14 protein-coding genes and 1 pseudogene are annotated in these 14,631 nt (G+C 72.2%); all 15 read right to left on the bottom strand.

Translation table 11 applies throughout. The features are described 5' to 3' along the window. Positions 1 to 22 precede the first annotated feature (22 nt). On the bottom strand, positions 23 to 598 hold the full coding sequence (locus F4554_RS10020; RefSeq protein ID WP_337795949.1) for an LURP-one-related family protein: 576 nt from the start codon (positions 596 to 598) through the stop codon (positions 23 to 25). Next, entirely contained in the window at positions 595 to 927 is a 333-nt protein-coding gene (locus tag F4554_RS10015) for a DUF2469 domain-containing protein (RefSeq protein ID WP_092656175.1), read from the bottom strand. Before F4554_RS10015 ends, F4554_RS10020 begins: the two co-directional genes overlap by 4 nt. Positions 928 to 1,162: 235 nt before the next feature. After that, positions 1,163 to 1,811, bottom strand: a pseudogene (locus F4554_RS10010) (ribonuclease HII); the annotation flags it as partial. A gap of 15 nt (positions 1,812 to 1,826) precedes the next feature. Then, positions 1,827 to 2,759, bottom strand: a complete 933-nt coding sequence (gene lepB / locus F4554_RS10005; RefSeq protein WP_337795948.1) for a signal peptidase I — start codon at positions 2,757 to 2,759, stop codon at positions 1,827 to 1,829. A gap of 23 nt (positions 2,760 to 2,782) precedes the next feature. Then, the gene (gene rplS / locus F4554_RS10000) at positions 2,783 to 3,142 is read right to left on the bottom strand and encodes a 50S ribosomal protein L19 (RefSeq protein ID WP_179787125.1); all 360 of its coding nucleotides are present in this window, start codon (positions 3,140 to 3,142) and stop codon (positions 2,783 to 2,785) included. A 243-nt stretch (positions 3,143 to 3,385) separates the two neighbouring features. After that, on the bottom strand, positions 3,386 to 4,138 hold the full coding sequence (trmD, locus tag F4554_RS09995) for a tRNA (guanosine(37)-N1)-methyltransferase TrmD (RefSeq protein ID WP_179787124.1): 753 nt from the start codon (positions 4,136 to 4,138) through the stop codon (positions 3,386 to 3,388). Then, complete coding sequence (gene rimM / locus F4554_RS09990; RefSeq protein ID WP_179787123.1) at positions 4,135 to 4,680, bottom strand: ribosome maturation factor RimM; 546 nt, start codon at positions 4,678 to 4,680, stop codon at positions 4,135 to 4,137. The genes trmD and rimM overlap by 4 nt, the downstream gene beginning before the upstream one ends. Before the next feature lie 129 nt (positions 4,681 to 4,809). Further along, positions 4,810 to 5,064 carry an RNA-binding protein gene (locus tag F4554_RS09985; RefSeq protein WP_092656180.1) on the bottom strand — a complete coding sequence of 85 codons (255 nt, stop codon included), beginning with the start codon at positions 5,062 to 5,064 and terminating at the stop codon, positions 4,810 to 4,812. Positions 5,065 to 5,067: 3 nt separating this feature from the next. Continuing rightward, positions 5,068 to 5,544 carry a 30S ribosomal protein S16 gene (gene rpsP / locus F4554_RS09980; protein WP_179787122.1) on the bottom strand — a complete coding sequence of 159 codons (477 nt, stop codon included), beginning with the start codon at positions 5,542 to 5,544 and terminating at the stop codon, positions 5,068 to 5,070. A gap of 245 nt (positions 5,545 to 5,789) precedes the next feature. Then, the gene (locus F4554_RS09975; protein ID WP_179787121.1) at positions 5,790 to 6,884 is read right to left on the bottom strand and encodes an amidohydrolase family protein; all 1,095 of its coding nucleotides are present in this window, start codon (positions 6,882 to 6,884) and stop codon (positions 5,790 to 5,792) included. After that, positions 6,881 to 8,494, bottom strand: a complete 1,614-nt coding sequence (gene ffh, locus F4554_RS09970) for a signal recognition particle protein (protein ID WP_179787120.1) — start codon at positions 8,492 to 8,494, stop codon at positions 6,881 to 6,883. Before ffh ends, F4554_RS09975 begins: the two co-directional genes overlap by 4 nt. Before the next feature lie 156 nt (positions 8,495 to 8,650). Next, positions 8,651 to 11,053 (bottom strand): [protein-PII] uridylyltransferase, encoded by a 2,403-nt coding sequence (locus F4554_RS09965; RefSeq protein ID WP_179787119.1) that lies wholly within the window; start codon positions 11,051 to 11,053, stop codon positions 8,651 to 8,653. Positions 11,054 to 11,059: 6 nt separating this feature from the next. Further along, entirely contained in the window at positions 11,060 to 11,398 is a 339-nt protein-coding gene (locus tag F4554_RS09960; RefSeq protein ID WP_092883188.1) for a P-II family nitrogen regulator, read from the bottom strand. Next, the gene (locus F4554_RS09955) at positions 11,395 to 12,867 is read right to left on the bottom strand and encodes an ammonium transporter (RefSeq protein WP_238341256.1); all 1,473 of its coding nucleotides are present in this window, start codon (positions 12,865 to 12,867) and stop codon (positions 11,395 to 11,397) included. The genes F4554_RS09960 and F4554_RS09955 overlap by 4 nt, the downstream gene beginning before the upstream one ends. Positions 12,868 to 13,087: 220 nt before the next feature. After that, positions 13,088 to 14,497, bottom strand: coding sequence for an aminodeoxychorismate synthase component I (gene pabB, locus F4554_RS09950; RefSeq protein ID WP_179787118.1), 1,410 nt, complete (start codon positions 14,495 to 14,497; stop codon positions 13,088 to 13,090). Positions 14,498 to 14,631 lie beyond the last annotated feature (134 nt).

The raw sequence follows: 14,631 nt of genomic DNA, 5'->3' as shown, positions 1-14,631 counted from the left end.
GCCGGTCGGGCCCCGGCCTTTCTCAGCGGGCCTGCAGCGCGTCCAGGGCGACCGCCATCGCGCACGCCAGCCGCCGGTCGAGTGCGGGGTCGCGCACGGTCACGTCGTAACGGTCGCGCAGCCCGAACCGGCGCTCGACCGACATCACCGGCCGGCCGTCCTCGGTGGCGAAGTCGAAGTGGTACGGCAACGGCAGGGAGTCCTGCACCCGGCGCAGGATCGCGAACAGCTGGCTGCGTTCGCGTCCGACGCACTCTCCCACGCCCGGCTGGGACAGGTGCCAGGTCGAGCGGAGCAGCGACCGGCGGAAGTCCTTGCGGAACGACCCCACGGGCGAGCCGTCGGCGGTGGTCACCTCGTAGGTGGCACCGAGGTCGACGACCGAGCGGGCCTTGAAGCCGAACAGCGGTGTCTCCATCGCGTCGTCGGCGTACAGCGTCACCTGCTCCCGGAACGCCATCCGCTTCTGCTGGGCCACTGCGACCATGACGTCGTCGGTCCAGATCTCGTAGCGGTTGACGGTGAACCGCAGCTGCTGGCGTATCTCGAAGTGCTGGTTGGTGCCGAACCTGGCCAGGAAACCGCTCGGGTCGGTCACCGGCCGCCTCCGAAGGGGCCGTCGTCCTTGGGTACGTCGAAGTCGCTCTTGGCCAGCTCCTCGACGTTGACGTCCTTGAACGTCACCACCTTGACGTTCTTCACGAACCGGGCAGGTCGGTACATGTCCCACACCCAGGCGTCGGACATGGTGACCTCGAAGTAGGTCTCCCCGCCCTCGCTGCGGACCTTCAGGTCGACATGGTTGGCGAGGTAGAACCGGCGGTCGGTCTCGACGACGTACTTGAAGATTCCGACGACGTCGCGGTATTCGCGGTAGAGCTGGAGCTCCATCTCGGTTTCGTACTTCTCGAGGTCTTCGGCGCTCATCGCGCGCGCTCCCCTCCCCGAGCTCGGTTCCCCGTGGTCACGCTCACCAGGTCCTCGCTGTCGGTCGGTTGGTCGTCGGCCGGGCGGTCGCCGTCCGGGACGGGGGCCACCGTCCCGGAACCATTCTGGCCCATGACGCTGGACCTGCCCGGCACGGACCCGGCCGGGGCCGATCCGTCCGTTTCGTCCCGTGCTTCCGGCTCGTCCGCCGAGGCCGGCACCGATCCGGTGCGGTCGACACCCGCGGCGCGCATGACGTTGATGTAGCGCAGCCGGTGTTCCGGACACGGTCCGTGCTGGTCGAGCGCCGCCTGGTGGTCGGCGGTGCAGTACCCCTTGTGGGTGGCGAAGTCGTACGCGGGATAGCGCTCGGACAACTCGCACATCAGCCGGTCACGGGTGACCTTCGCGATCACCGAGGCGGCGGCGATGCAGGCGATGACCCGGTCGCCCTTCCACACCGCGAGGCCGGGGGCGCCGAGCCCGTCGACCGGGAAGCCGTCGGTGAGGACGTAGGCCGGCCGGGTGTCCAGCGCGAACAACGCACGGCGCAGCGCCTCGATGTTGACCCGGTGCATGCCGAGCCGATCGCATTCGGCGGGGGGTACGACCACCACGGACCAGGCGACCGCCCGCCGGACGATCTCGGCGTAGCAGCGCTCACGCGCCGCGGCGGTCAGCAGCTTGGAGTCGGCGAGCCCGCGTACCTCACCGCGACTTCCCTCCGGAAGGATCACCGCGGCGGAGACCAGCGGGCCGGCACACGCACCCCGCCCGGCCTCGTCGACGCCCGCCACCGGGGCTAGCCCGCCACGGACCAGGGCGCGTTCGTACGCGTAGAGGCCCGAGTCCCGCCGGACCACCACTCGGCGTACGGCTGGCATGACCTGACCTCCCGGTCAGCGGCCCGCCCGGGACCGGCGGCGTCGCAGCAGCCCGCGCCGCAGACCGGCGAGCGGGAACACGACACCTGCCCCGGCCAGGACGGGCACGGCGTCGGTCAACGGGGAACCGAGCGGCGCGGCCGACACGGTCGACGCGGCCGGTGCACGGGGCCCACCGGCCAGGCCGGCGTCGCCGTAGGCACCGGGCCGGGTGAGCAGGTCGACCCGGTCCAGCGGCCACACGATCACGAACGCGCGGCCGACCACGTGGTCGATCGGGATGGTGCCGCCACCGGGGTCACCCAGGTGGGAACGGGAGTCGGCGGAGGCGGACCGGTGGTCGCCCATCACCCACAGCCGGTCGGCCGGCACCCGGATGTCGAACGCGCTCGCCGAGGGCGGGTCGCCCGGGTGGAGATAGCCGCTCTCGGCGATCGGCTTGCCGTTGACCACCACGCGGTTCTGCTTGTCGCAGCAGACCACGTGGTCGCCGGGCAGGCCGATCACCCGCTTGATGAAGTCCTTCTCACCGACGGTGGAGAAGCCGAACAGCTCGCCCATCTTGTGCAGCAACTTCTGCACCGACCCGCTGGGCGGAGCGAGGTCGACCTCGCTCTCCCAGGAGTCGGCGCCGTTGAACACGATCACGTCGCCGCGCTGGATCTCGCCCAGGCGGTACGACAGCTTGTTGACGAGCACCCGGTCGCCGGGGACGAGGGTGTTCTCCATCGACTCCGACGGGATGTAGAACGCCTGGACCAGGAAGGTCTTGATCAGCAGCGCGAGCCCGAGCGCCAGGACGACGAGGACGGGAAGCTCGCGCCAGAAGGAGCGCTCCTTGCCGCGGTTACGCCGGGCGTCACTCGTCTCCGACCCGTCGTTGGACCCCACAGTCGACGCCCTCCCGGTCGCCGGCTCACGGCCGGCAGCGATCTCCCGTTCATCCACCCGTCGAGCCTAGTCGGCGAGGCTCAGTGAGCAGCGGTGGACTCGCGCTTCTCCTTGATCTTCGCGGCCTTGCCGCGCAGGCCACGCACGTAGTACAGCTTCGCGCGCCGCACGTCGCCGCGGGTGGCGACCTCGATCTTCTCGATGATCGGGGTGTGCAGGGGGAACGTGCGCTCCACCCCGACGCCGAAGCTCACCTTGCGGACGGTGAAGGTCTCCTTGAGCCCGGCACCGACGCGCTTGAGGCAGACGCCCTGGAAGACCTGGACCCGGGTCCGGTTACCTTCGACGACCTTGACGTGCACCTTCAGCGTGTCGCCGGCCTGGAACTCGGGAACGTCGGAGCGCAGGGACGCGGCGTCGACGGCATCGAGCGAACTCATGTCTTCTCCTCGTGGTGCCAACAGGTCACCATCGGTAGATGGTCTGTACGTGGTGACGCGATCGGGCGAGTGCCCGGCGCTCCCCCTGTGGCAGGAACGCTTGTCGGCTGGACCCGCAGTGGGCAGCCAGCGGCCAAGTGTGGCATACCGAGCTGGGAACACCCACGGCGACCCGGAAAGCCGGAGCCGGTTCGCCCGGCTTGTGACGGTCCGGGTCTGTGTCGGCCGGGCGTCGGCCGAGGTTCAGCCCGACTCGTCTCCCTCGGCGAGGACGCGCCGGTCCTGGGCGTCGAGCTCCTCCGCGGGCAGCCGGTGCAGCAGGTCGGGGCGGCGCCGCGCCGTGCGTCGCAGCGCCTCGTCCCGGCGCCAGCGGGCGATCTGGCCGTGATGGCCGGACAGCAGCACGGGCGGGACCTCCCGCTCACGCCAGGTCGCCGGCTTGGTGTAGACGGGGTACTCCAGCAGCCCCGCGCTGTGGGACTCCTCGGTGAGCGACTCGGGGTTGCCGAGCACCCCCGGCAGCAGCCGGGCGACCGCCTCGACGATCACCAGGACCGCCACCTCACCGCCGGCGAGAACGTAGTCGCCGAGAGAGACCTCATCGACCCGCATCCGGCTGCCGGCGTACTCCACGACCCGCTGGTCGATCCCCTCGTACCGCCCGCAGCCGAACACCAGCCACGGCTCGGCGGCGAGTTCGGCGGCGAGGTCCTGGGTGAACGGCCTGCCGGCCGGGGTGGGTACGACGAACCGCGGCTGGGCACCGCCGGGCGGCGCCAGGGTGTCCAGCGCCTCACCCCACGGCTCGGGCCGCATCACCATGCCGGCGCCGCCGCCGTAGGGAGTGTCGTCGACGGTGCGGTGGCGGTCGTGCGTCCAGTCGCGCAGGTCGTGTACACGCAGGTCGAGGATTCCGCTGTCGACCGCCTTGCCCACCAGCGACAGCCGCAGCGGGGCGAGGTAGTCGGGGAAGATCGAGACGACGTCCAGCCTCACCGGGGACCCTCCGGCCCCTCGTCGGGCACGGCGTCGTCCTTGACGTCCCCGAGGAGTCCCGGCGGCGGGTCGACGATCAGCCGCCCGTGCTCGAGGTCGACCTCCGGCACGATCGCGGCGACGAACGGCACGAGCACCTCGCCCCCGTCCGGCGTGCGTACGGCGAGCAGATCCTGCATCGGCAGGTGCACGACCTCGGTCACCTCCCCCACGGCCTCCCCGGCGACGGTCACGGCGGCGAGCCCGACCAACTGGTGGTCGTAGAACTCGTCGGGGTCCTCGGGTCGTTCGTCCTCGGGCACCTCGGCCACCAGGTCGGTCCCGCGGAGGCGCTCGGCGGCGGTCCGGTCGCGTACGCCGTCGAAGCAGACCAGCAGCCGGCCGCTGCTCCAGCGCACCGCGTCGATCCGAAGCTGTCCGCTGCCGGTGGCGAAGGACGCGCCGGGCACGAACCGCTCCTCCGGCGCGTCGGTGCGCACGGTCACGGCGACCTCGCCACGGAGCCCGTGGGCACGGCCGATCCGGCCGACGAGCAACTCCATCAGGACAGCCTCCGAGGGGGCGGGAAGAGCGGGACGCGGACGCGAGCGGTCAGGACGTACGAAGGGCCGGCGGCGCCGCGTTCGGCCGAACCGAACGGGACGCTGCCGGCCCCACGCGTTGCTGTCTGGTCAGCGGCCGCGGCCGCCGCGCGCGCCGACCTCTACGAAGTCGATGCGCGGGCTGCGGCCCTTGTCGAGAGCGCCGACCACCGTGCGGATGGCCTGCGCGGTGCGGCCGCGGCGTCCGATCACCCGGCCGAAGTCCTCCGGATGAACGCGGACCTCGAACGTGCGACCGCGCCGAAGCTCCCGCGTGCTCACCCGGACGTCATCGGGGTGAGCGACAATGCCGCGGACGACGTGCTCCAGCGCCTCGACCAGCATGGATCAGGCCTCGCTCTCGCCCTGCGCGGCCTCGGTGCCGGCGGACTCGCCGGTGGCCTCGGCCTGGTCGGCGGGCTTGTCCTCGGCCTTGGGCTTGCGGGCCGCGGACTTCTTGCTGACGGCCTCGCCCTGCGGCTCGGAGTGCGCGTCGCGCAACGCGTCGTCGAACAGCACGCGCTTGTCGGCCTTGGGCGCCGGCATCTTCAGCGGCTCCGGGGCGGGCTCGCCCTTGAACTTCTGCCAGTCGCCGGTGCGCTTCAGGATCGCGAGGACCGGCTCGGACGGCTGCGCCCCCACGGACAACCAGTGCTGTGCACGCTCGGAGTCGACCTCGATGAAGCTGGGGTCGCTCTTGGGGTGGTACTTGCCGATCTGCTCGATCGTCTTTCCGTCGCGCTTGACACGCGAGTCGGCCACGACGATGCGGTAGTAGGGCGCACGGATCTTGCCCATGCGCTTCAGCCTGATCTTGACGGCCACGAGTGTGGAGTCTCCCTGTGTGGACGAAAGGGTGATCGGGCGGCGCCGCGTGGGGTGCGGAACCGACCTCTCGAAGGGAGCCGGCCGGCCGCGGAGGTGAGAGGGCTACGCGACAGACGGACTCGGCCGACCATTGTGCCAGACGGGACGGAGTGCGTGGCCCACACGGGTGCACCGGGCGGAACTACGAGGGATCGCGACGGCGCGAACGGGGGCGAACCGGACGTTTCCGTACCTCGGAGCCCCTATGCCACCACCCGGCCGCGCAGGACCACCCGGACGGGAGCGGCCAGCGTGCTCAGGTCGGCCACCGGGTCGTCGGCGTACACCACGAAGTCGGCGGGAGCGCCCTCCTCCAGCCGAGCCGGCCGGCCGAGCCACTCCCGGGCCTGCCACGAGCCCGCCGCCAGTGCGTCATACGGCGACATGCCGGCGCACTCGGCGAGCATCCGGATCTCGGTCGCCACCAGTCCGTGCGGGAGTACGCCACCCGCGTCGGTGCCGGCGTAGATCGGCACCCCGGCCTCGTAGGCGGCCCGCAGCGTGCCGTCGACCCGGGCGTGCAGGTCGCGCATGTGCCGGGCGTACGCCGGGAACCTCGCCTCGCCCTGGGCGGCGTACTCCGGGAAGTTGTCGATCTGCCGCCGGGTCGGCACCAGCGCCACCTGGCGCCGTGCCATCTCGCCGATGAGGTCGTCGGTCAGCCCGGTGCCGTGTTCGAGGCAGTCGATCCCGGCGGCGAGCAGGTCGGGCAGCGCGTCCTCGCCGAACACGTGCGCGGTCACCCGGGCTCCGAGTTCGTGCGCCTTCGCGATCCCGGCGGCCAGCGCGTCGCCGGGCCAGCAGGGCGAGAGGTCGCCCACGCCCCGGTCGATCCAGTCGCCGACGAGCTTGACCCAGCCGTCGCCGCGCGCGGCCTGCTCGGCCACGGTGTCGACGAGTTCCAGCGGCTCGATCTCGGCGCCGTAGTTGCGGATGTAGCGCTTTGTGCGGGCGATGTGCCGCCCGGCCCGGATGATGCGGGGCAGGTCGTCGCGGTCGTCGATCCAGCGGGTGTCGGCTGCGCTGCCGGCGTCCCGGATCAGCAGCGTGCCGGCGTCGCGGTCGGCGACCGCCTGCTGCTCCTGCACCGGCCGCGGCACGGCGCCGTCGGCGTCCAGGCCGACGTGGCAGTGGGCGTCGACCAGCCCGGGTACGACGTAGCCCTCGCCGATCAGGTCGGCGTCCGGCACCGGCGTGTGGCTGATCCGGCCGCCGACGACGTACAGGTCGCGGTGCTCGCCCTCAGGCAGGACGACACCGCGTACCCGCAGCGCACCCTCACGACCTGTGGCGGTCACTTGCCGTCTTTCGGCAACAGGTCGCGCAGCTCCTTCGGTAGCTCGAAGCCCTCCGGGACGTCGGTCGGAGAGTTGAGGTCGGGCAGGCCGTTGCCGCCGAACGCGGCCGGGATCCCGCCCTGCTCCTCGCCCTGCTCGCTCGCGGCCACCGCGTCGGCGGCGGCCTGCCGCGCCCGCTTGGCCGGGTTGCCGGAGCGTCCGCCGGCGCGCTGGTTGGCCTTGCCCTTCTTGCCCTTCTTGCCCTTGCGGCTGCCGCCACCCATGGCGCCGCCCATGCCCGGGATGTTGGGCATCCCCGGGACGCCCTTGCCCTGGCTGAGCTGGCTCATCATCTTGCGGGCCTCGAGGAACCGCTCCACCAGCAGGTTGACGTCGGAGACCGTGGTGCCCGAACCGTTGGAGATCCGCAGCCGCCGGGAGCCGTTGATCAGCTTGGGGTCGTCCCGCTCGGCCGGCGTCATCGAACGGATGATCGCCTCGATCCGGTCCAGTTCCCGGTCGTCGATCTGTTCGACCTGGTTACGGACGTCGCCGAGGCCGGGAAGCATGCCGAGGATCTTCGACAGCGAGCCCATCTTGCGGACGGCCTGCATCTGGGCGAGGAAGTCCTCGAGGGTGAAGCCGCGCTCGGTCTTGAGCTTGTCCGCGACCCGGGCTGCCTGCTCCTCGTCGAAGGCCTTCTCGGCGGTCTCGATGAGGGTGAGTACGTCACCCATCCCGAGGATGCGGGAGGCCATCCGGTCGGGGTGGAAGACGTCGAACTCGTCGAGCTTCTCGCCGTTGGAGGCGAACATCACCGGCCGGCCGGTCACGTGCCGGACCGAGAGGGCCGCGCCACCGCGGGCGTCGCCGTCGAGCTTGGACAGCACCACGCCGTCGAAGCCCACACCGTCGCGGAACGACTCGGCCGTGGTGACGGCGTCCTGGCCGATCATCGCGTCGACGACGAACAGGATCTCGTCGGGCGACACCGCGTCGCGGATGTCGGCGGCCTGCTGCATCATCTCCGCGTCGATGCCGAGCCGGCCCGCGGTGTCCACGATCACCACGTCGTAGAGCTTGCTGCGGGCGTGCTCGATGCTGCGCCGCGCGACGTCGACCGGGTCGCCCACGCCGCTGCCGGGCTCGGGTGCGAACACCGCGACCCCGGCCCGCTGGCCGACGACCTGCAGCTGCTCGACGGCGTTGGGACGTTGCAGGTCGGCAGCGACCAGCAACGGCTGGTGGCCCTGACCCTTCAGCCAGAGACCGAGCTTGCCGGCCAGCGTGGTCTTACCAGCGCCCTGCAGACCGGCCAGCATGATGACGGTCGGCGGGTTCTTGGCGAACCGCAGCCGGCGGGTGTCGCCGCCGAGGATCTCGATGAGCTCCTCGTTGACGATCTTGATGACCTGCTCGGCCGGGTTGAGGGCCTGGTGGACCGCGGATCCCCGCGCCCGCTCCTTGAGCTGCGCGATGAAGGCACGCACGACCGGCAGCGCGACGTCGGCCTCCAGCAGGGCGATCCGGATCTCCCGCGCGCTGGTGTCGATGTCGTCGTCGGTGAGCCGGCCCTTGCCGCGGAGCCGCTTGAACGTCGCCTCGAGGCGATCCTGAAGGGTGGCGAACACGGTGGCAGTCTGGTCCTCGTTAGACGTGGTGGGGTCCTGGCCAGGGTAGCCGTCCGGTGGGCCGCGGTCGGCGGCGCCGGAGGTTTGGCGTCGATCTGGCCCGGCTCACCCGGTTTCGGTGGGTCGTCCCCACTGTGTCACCGTGTCGTGCACCTGTCACCCAGCCCCCGTATCCAGCGCCGTGCGTACCGACTCGGCCACCTTCGCCGCCACGCCCTCGTCCAGCGGCCCGCCCTGGGGCCGGGTCAGGTAGAAGACGTCCACCGCGTTGTCCGCCCAGGTGCTCACGTGCGCCGACCGGACCGAGCAGCCGGTGGCGGCCACCGCCGCGCAGATCTGGTGGAACAACCCGGGCCGGTCGTGGGCGCGTACCTCCAGCACCGTGGCGGCGGCCGACGCGCCGGGCTCGACCCGCACGTCGGCCGGGGCGGTGGCACCCGGGGCCGTGCGCGCGGCGTGCGCGGCGTGCGAGGCGTCCATCCGGGCCACCCGCGGGGCCACCCGGTCGCGGCCGGACAGCGCGGCGTCCAGGCGTTCGCGCAGCACCGCCGGGTCGGGCGGCTCCCCCGCGACCGTCCAGATCGACACCCCCACGTCGCCCTCGGCGTGGATCTCGGTGTGGACGGACGCCGAACGCACCGACAGCCGGGCCAGCGCGAGTACGCCCGCGACGGTGGCCAGCGACCCCACCCGGCCGGGCGCGACGACGGTGATCCGGAACGGCTCCCCGTCGACCTCGGGCGGCTCGACCACGACGCCGGGCACCTGTTTCCGGGCGAGCGCCCGCTGCCACTGGGCGAGCGGACCCGGCGCGGGTACCTGGCCGCGTTCGAGGTGGCGGCGTACGTGACCGACGAGCCGGCCGACGAGCGCCGCCCGCCACTGCGTCCACGCCGCCGATCCGGTGGCACGTGCGTCCGCCTCGGTCAGGGCGGCCAGCAGGTCGAGGGTGTCCGCATCCGCGACCACGGCGGCGACCTGGCGGATCGTGGTCGGGTCGTCGAGGTCGCGGCGGGTGGCGGTGTCGGCGAGCAGCAGGTGGTGGCGGACCAGCAGCACGAGGGTCGCGGTGTCGGCCTGGTCGAACCCCCACCGCGGCGCCAGCCGGGCGGCGATCTCGGCTCCGGTCACGCTGTGGTCGCGTGTCGGGCGGCCGGTGCCCTCGTCGCGGCCGCCGCGCTCGCCCTTGCCGAGGTCGTGCAGCAGCGCGCCGACCAGCAGCAGGTCCGGCCGGTAAACCCGGCGCACCAGCCGGGACGCCTCCACGCAGGTGTCGAGCAGGTGGCGGTCGACGGTGTGCCGGTGCACCGGGGAGTACTGCGGCGCGCACCGCACCCGGTCCCACTCCGGCACCAGGTCGCCCACCAGCCCGGCCTGGTCGCAGGTCTCCCACACGGTGAGCAGGTCCGAACCGGCGCCGAGCAGCGCGGTGAACAACCGGCGCGCCTCCGCGGGCCACGGCGTCGGCAGCGTGCCGGGGGTGCTCCCCAGCCGGTCGGCGGTGTGCGGCGCCAGCAGTAGCCCGTGGTCGGCCGCCGCGTAGGCCGCCCGCAGCGGCAGCAGCGGGTCGGTGCCCAGACGTGCCTCGGGTGCCAGCACGACCTCGCCGTCGACGGCGGCCACACCGGGCGCCAGCGGAGTGAGGGCCGGACCGGGACGTGGGCGGGTACGGCTGCCGCGCCGTACCGATCGTCCGGCGAGGGCGCGGCCGGCGCGACGCCAGGCGATGTCGGCGGTGTGGCTCATCGTGCGGCCCAGGTGGTACACGTACCGAAGCAGCGCGTCCCGGTCCGGCAGGCCGCACCCGGCCGCCACCTCGGCCTGCAGGTCCGCACGCAGCCGGTCGGTGGGCCGTCTGCCGGAGACCTCGTGGAGTACGTCGCGTACGTCGAGCAGGCCCGTGCGCAGCCGGGCGATGTTCGCCTGCGGTACGTCGACCAGCCAGGTGGCGGCCAGTGCCCGCATGACGACGCCGTCGCGCAGGCCGCCGCGCGCCTCCTTCAGATCCGGCTCCAGCAGGGCGGCGATCTCCCCGACCCGGGCGGCGCGGTCGCGGCAGCTTCGCTCCAGCTCCGGAAGCCGGCGCGGCGCCGTCCGCCGCCACCCGGCGAGCAACGTGGTCCGCAGCTGGATTGTCAGCGCCGCGTCGCCGGCCACGTGCCGGGCGTCCAGCAGGGACAGGGCGGTGCGCAGGTCGCCGGCGGCCGCCTCGGAGGTCTCGGCGATGGTGCGCACGCTGTGGTCGAGGGCGACCCGGTCGTCCCACAGCGGGTACCACAGGCGTTCGGCCACCGCGGCGACGTCGGGACAGCGGTCGTCGTACAGCAGGAGGACGTCGAGGTCACTGGCGGCGGAGAGCTCCTCCCGGCCGTAGCCGCCGAGGGCGACGACCGACACCCCGCCGGCGGTGGGCGGGGTGCCGAGGTCGGCGAAGGCGTCGGCGAGCAGTGACCGCAGCCGCTCGTCGGCCGCCCGGGTGCGCTCGGCCCGCGAGCGGCCGACCTGGGTCAGCCGCTCGCGGGCCGATGGCGCCAGCGAGGACGCGGGCGTGAGGGGCATGGCCGGCTACAGCGCCTCCGGCCCGTGTTCGCCCGTTCGTACCCGCACCACGGTCTCCACCGGGACGACCCACACCTTGCCGTCCCCGATCTTGCCGGTGTGTGCGCTCTTGGCCACGACGTCCACGATGTCGTCCACGTCGGCGTCGTCGACCACGATCTCGACCCGGACCTTGGGCACCAGGTCCACTTCGTACTCCGCGCCCCGGTAGACCTCGGTGTGTCCCTTCTGGCGGCCGTAACCGCTCGCCTCGGTGACCGTCATGCCGGAGACCCCGAACGTCTCCAGCGCTGCGCGTACCTCGTCCAACCGGTGTGGCTTGATGACGGCGGTCACCAGCTTCATCGGGTCCAGCTCCCTTCCTTCTGCTCCGCCGGCGCGTCCGCCGGCCCGTCCTCAGGACCCTGACCCGGCTCCTCCGTGGCCGGCTCGGAGGTCGCCTCCGGTGCGGTCTCGGAAGCCGACGCCGACTCCGAAACCGGCTCGCGCGAGGCGACGCCGTGCGCGCCGGGTTCGGTCCGGATCGCCGTGCTCCGGGCGAGCCCGTGGGTGCGCGAACCGCCACCGATGGTGCTGAAGTCGTACGCGGTCTCCGCGTGCTCGGTGAGGTCGATGCCGCTCACCTCGTCATCCTCACTGATCCGGAAGCCCATCGTCTTGTCGATGACCTTGCCGATCACGTACGTCAGCACGAAGGAGTACCCGAGGACCGCCACTGCGGCGACCGTCTGGCGCCACAGCTGGTCGAACCCGCCCCCGTAGAACAGGCCGTTCACCCCGGCCGGCGCCGCCGCGGAGGCGATGAAGCCGATGATCAGCGTGCCCGCCAGGCCGCCGACGAGGTGGACACCCACCACGTCCAGGGAGTCGTCGAAACCGAACTTCGTCTTCAGCCCGACGGCCAGCGCACACAGCACACCCGCGGCCAGGCCGACCAGGATCGCGCCCAGCGGGGTGACCGACGCGCACGCCGGGGTGATCGCCACCAGGCCGGCGACCGCGCCGGACGCCGCGCCGAGAGTGGTGGCCTTGCCGTCCCGGATCTTCTCCACCAGGATCCAGGCGAGCAGGGCGGCCGCCGTCGCGACCTGGGTGTTGATGAACGCCACACCGGCGGTGCCGTTGGCCGACAGGGCCGAACCCGCGTTGAAGCCGAACCACCCGAACCACAGCAGGCCCGCCCCCAGCAGGACCAGCGGAAGGTTGTGCGGCCGCATCGGGTCCCTGCGCCAGCCGACCCGGCGACCGAGTACGAGTGCCAGTGCGAGACCGGCCGCGCCGGCGTTGATGTGGACTGCGGTGCCGCCGGCGAAGTCGAGCGCCTTGAGCTTGTCGGCGATCCAGCCGCCGTTGCCGTCGTCGAAGAAGAAGACCCAGTGCGCGACCGGGAAGTAGACGATGGTCGCCCACGCGACGATGAACACGATCCACGCGCTGAACTTCGTACGGTCGGCGATCGCACCCGAGATCAGCGCCACCGTGATGATGGCGAACATCGCCTGGAACGCGACGAACACCGTCGTCGGAATCGTGCCGGACAAGGACTTCTCGCCGATCAGGCCTTCGAGTCCGAAGTCGCCGAGCCCGCCGATCAGTCCCCCGCCGACGTCCTTGGAGAACGCCAGCGAGTAGCCGTAGAGCACCCAGAGAATGCTCACGACGCCGATCGCGGCGAAGTTCATCATGAGCATGTTGAGCACGCCCTTGGCCCGGACCATGCCGCCGTAGAACAGCGCCAGTCCGGGTGTCATCAGTAGTACAAGTGCGGCACTGGCCAACACCCAGGCGGTGTCGCCGGCACTGAGCTGGGGCATCGCGTCTCCTCCTGTGGAGGTCCGAAGCTTGAGCTGGGGGGCTTCGGGAGCTCGGCCGACCGGGGCCGGCGGGCGGCGACGGCGCCGCCCACTGCGTGAGCTCACGAGGATGCGGCAAGACTTGCCGGGGCGTGTTTCGGCGGCGGGAGTGCGATGTTGCGGCCAGATGACGGAGCCGGGCGCGAGTGTGAAATCCGTGTGAACGCGGGGACGGATCCGCTCACTCGTCACAAGGGGGTACGACCAGTGCGCGCAGCGGAACGGCGGCCTTCACCAGCATCTCGTCCCATTCGTCCGCCGGGTCCGAGTCCAGCACGATCGCCCCGCCCGCCCCGACGGTGAGCCGTCCGCGGTGGATCACGGCGGTCCGGATCACCACGCTCAGGTCGGCCGTGCCCGCCAGCCCGAAGTGGCCGAGCGCGCCGGAGTAGATGCCGCGCGCCCGGGTCTCCAGCCGGTCGAGGATGCGCATCGTGGACAGCTTCGGCGCACCGGTCATCGAGCCGGGCGGGAAACAGGCCCGGGCGGCGCGCACCGCGGTCACGTCGGCCCGCAGCCGGCCCCGCACCGTGGAGACGAGCTGGTGGACGGTGGCGTAGGACTCCACCGAGCAGAACTCCGGCACGCTGATGCTTCCCGGCTCGCACACCCGGCCCAGGTCGTTGCGGACGAGGTCCACGATCATCAGGTTCTCCGCCTGCGCCTTGGTGCTCGACGACAGCTCCTTGCGGACGAGGTCGTCGGCCGCCGGATCGTCGCCGCGGGGTGCGGTGCCCTTGATCGGCCGGGACTCGGCGTACCCCCGCGCGTCCACCCGCAGGAAGCGTTCCGGCGACGCGGACAGGACGTGCAGGTCGTCCAGGCGGAGATAGGCGGCGTACGGCGCGGGGTTGCGGCGGCGCAGCCGGCAGTACGCCTCGAACGCCTCGATCGCCCCACCCGCGAAGGGCACCTCCACGGTGTTGGTGAGGCAGACCTCGTAGCTGTCGCCGGCCCGCAACCGGTCCAGGCAGTGGCGTACGTCGCGCAGGTAGGTCTCGCGTGGGCGGGCCAGCCAGGGATCGGGCTCCGGCTCCGGCTCAGGGGTCGGGCAGTCGCTGTGCGGGACGTTCGGGGGCAGGTCCGCGAGGGTGGCGGCCGCGGCGTCCAGCCAGGAGGTGGGCGTGTCCGCGGTGCCGAGCTCGACAACCCAGGCGCGTCCGGCCACCTGGTCGAGGGCCAGGTATCGAGTCGCCGCCAGCCAGTACGCGTCCGGCAGCTCGGACCGGTGCGGTGAGGGCGCGCCGTCGTGCGCCCTCAACTCGTAGCCGAAGTAGCCGACGTAGCCGCAGGCGAGTTCGGCGGGCAGGCCCGGAGGTACGTCGACCCGTCGGGCGGCGAGCCGGCCTTCGAGCCGGTCGTAGACCGAGTCCACCGAGTCCACCGAGTCCGACTGCGACCGGACGCGTTCGGTGAGTACGTCGGCGTACGGGCCGGCACATTCACCGAGTACGGAGTACCTCGCGGGGCCGCCGACCATGGAGCTGTCCAGCCAGTACGCCCGGCGGCTGGCGCCGAAGAGGGCCCGGAACGCCTGCTCGGCGTCCACCATGGCCGCTAGCTCCCGGCAGCGCAGCACCCACCTCGTCACCCGGCTCAGCGTAGAGCGCCGACGCCCGGCCACTGTCAACCCGGGCTGGACAGGTGCCGAGCACGTCCCTTGCTCCCACCGCAGGCCCTCTGCCCGTTCGGTAAGGCCCTGTTGCCCTGTTTGCCCTGCCGGAG

It is taken from the genome of Actinopolymorpha rutila (assembly GCF_013407855.1).
GTDB classification, from domain to species: Bacteria; Actinomycetota; Actinomycetes; order Propionibacteriales; family Actinopolymorphaceae; genus Actinopolymorpha; species Actinopolymorpha rutila.
Note: the sequence above shows the minus strand (reverse complement) of the source record. Positions and strands in the feature narration are given on the sequence as shown.